Annotated in this window: 1 protein-coding gene; it reads right to left on the bottom strand. The window is 39.6% G+C overall.

The window, feature by feature from the left end:
* Positions 1-246: 246 nt before the first annotated feature.
* Positions 247-465, bottom strand: a 219-nt coding sequence (locus tag I6E40_RS10715; RefSeq protein WP_235387277.1) for a hypothetical protein, incomplete at its 5' end; no start/stop codon positions are given.

Genomic DNA, 465 nt, shown 5'->3' with positions numbered 1-465 from the left:
TGACTCTTTGACTCTTTGACTCTTTGACTCTTTGTCTCTTTGACTCTTTGTCTCTTTGACTCTTTGACTCTTTGACTCTTTGTCTCTTTGACTCTTTGTCTCTTTGACTTTCAATGTAGGGTTTTGTGTAGAGTTTGTGTATAGTTTGAAGCACAAACTATACACACCGCAAAGCACTAAATATCAGCGGCGTTACGAACAGAATGTAGGGTTTTGTGTAGAGTTGTATAGTTTTTTGTTCCCCTTTTATTTACGTATAGTGTAGAGTTGGAACGACCCTTTCACAGTTGTTTTTCTACACCCTACGACACCGCCCGTCACCACCTTAGAAACCGCAAAGGAAGCGCCTCCCGAACCAAGTTTTTTTGATTGGGTGCTTACTTTGCGATTTAGAGTTTTAGTAATCCTCAAAAAATAACCTGCATCATCTTTGAAAATCTTTTCGGTCCATATTTCCTCCCTCAT

The organism is Prevotellamassilia timonensis, assembly GCF_021531665.1.
In the GTDB taxonomy this organism is placed as follows: Bacteria; Bacteroidota; Bacteroidia; order Bacteroidales; family Bacteroidaceae; genus Alloprevotella.
The sequence above is the reverse complement of the archived record's forward strand: the minus strand, read 5'-3'. Positions and strand labels throughout refer to the sequence as shown.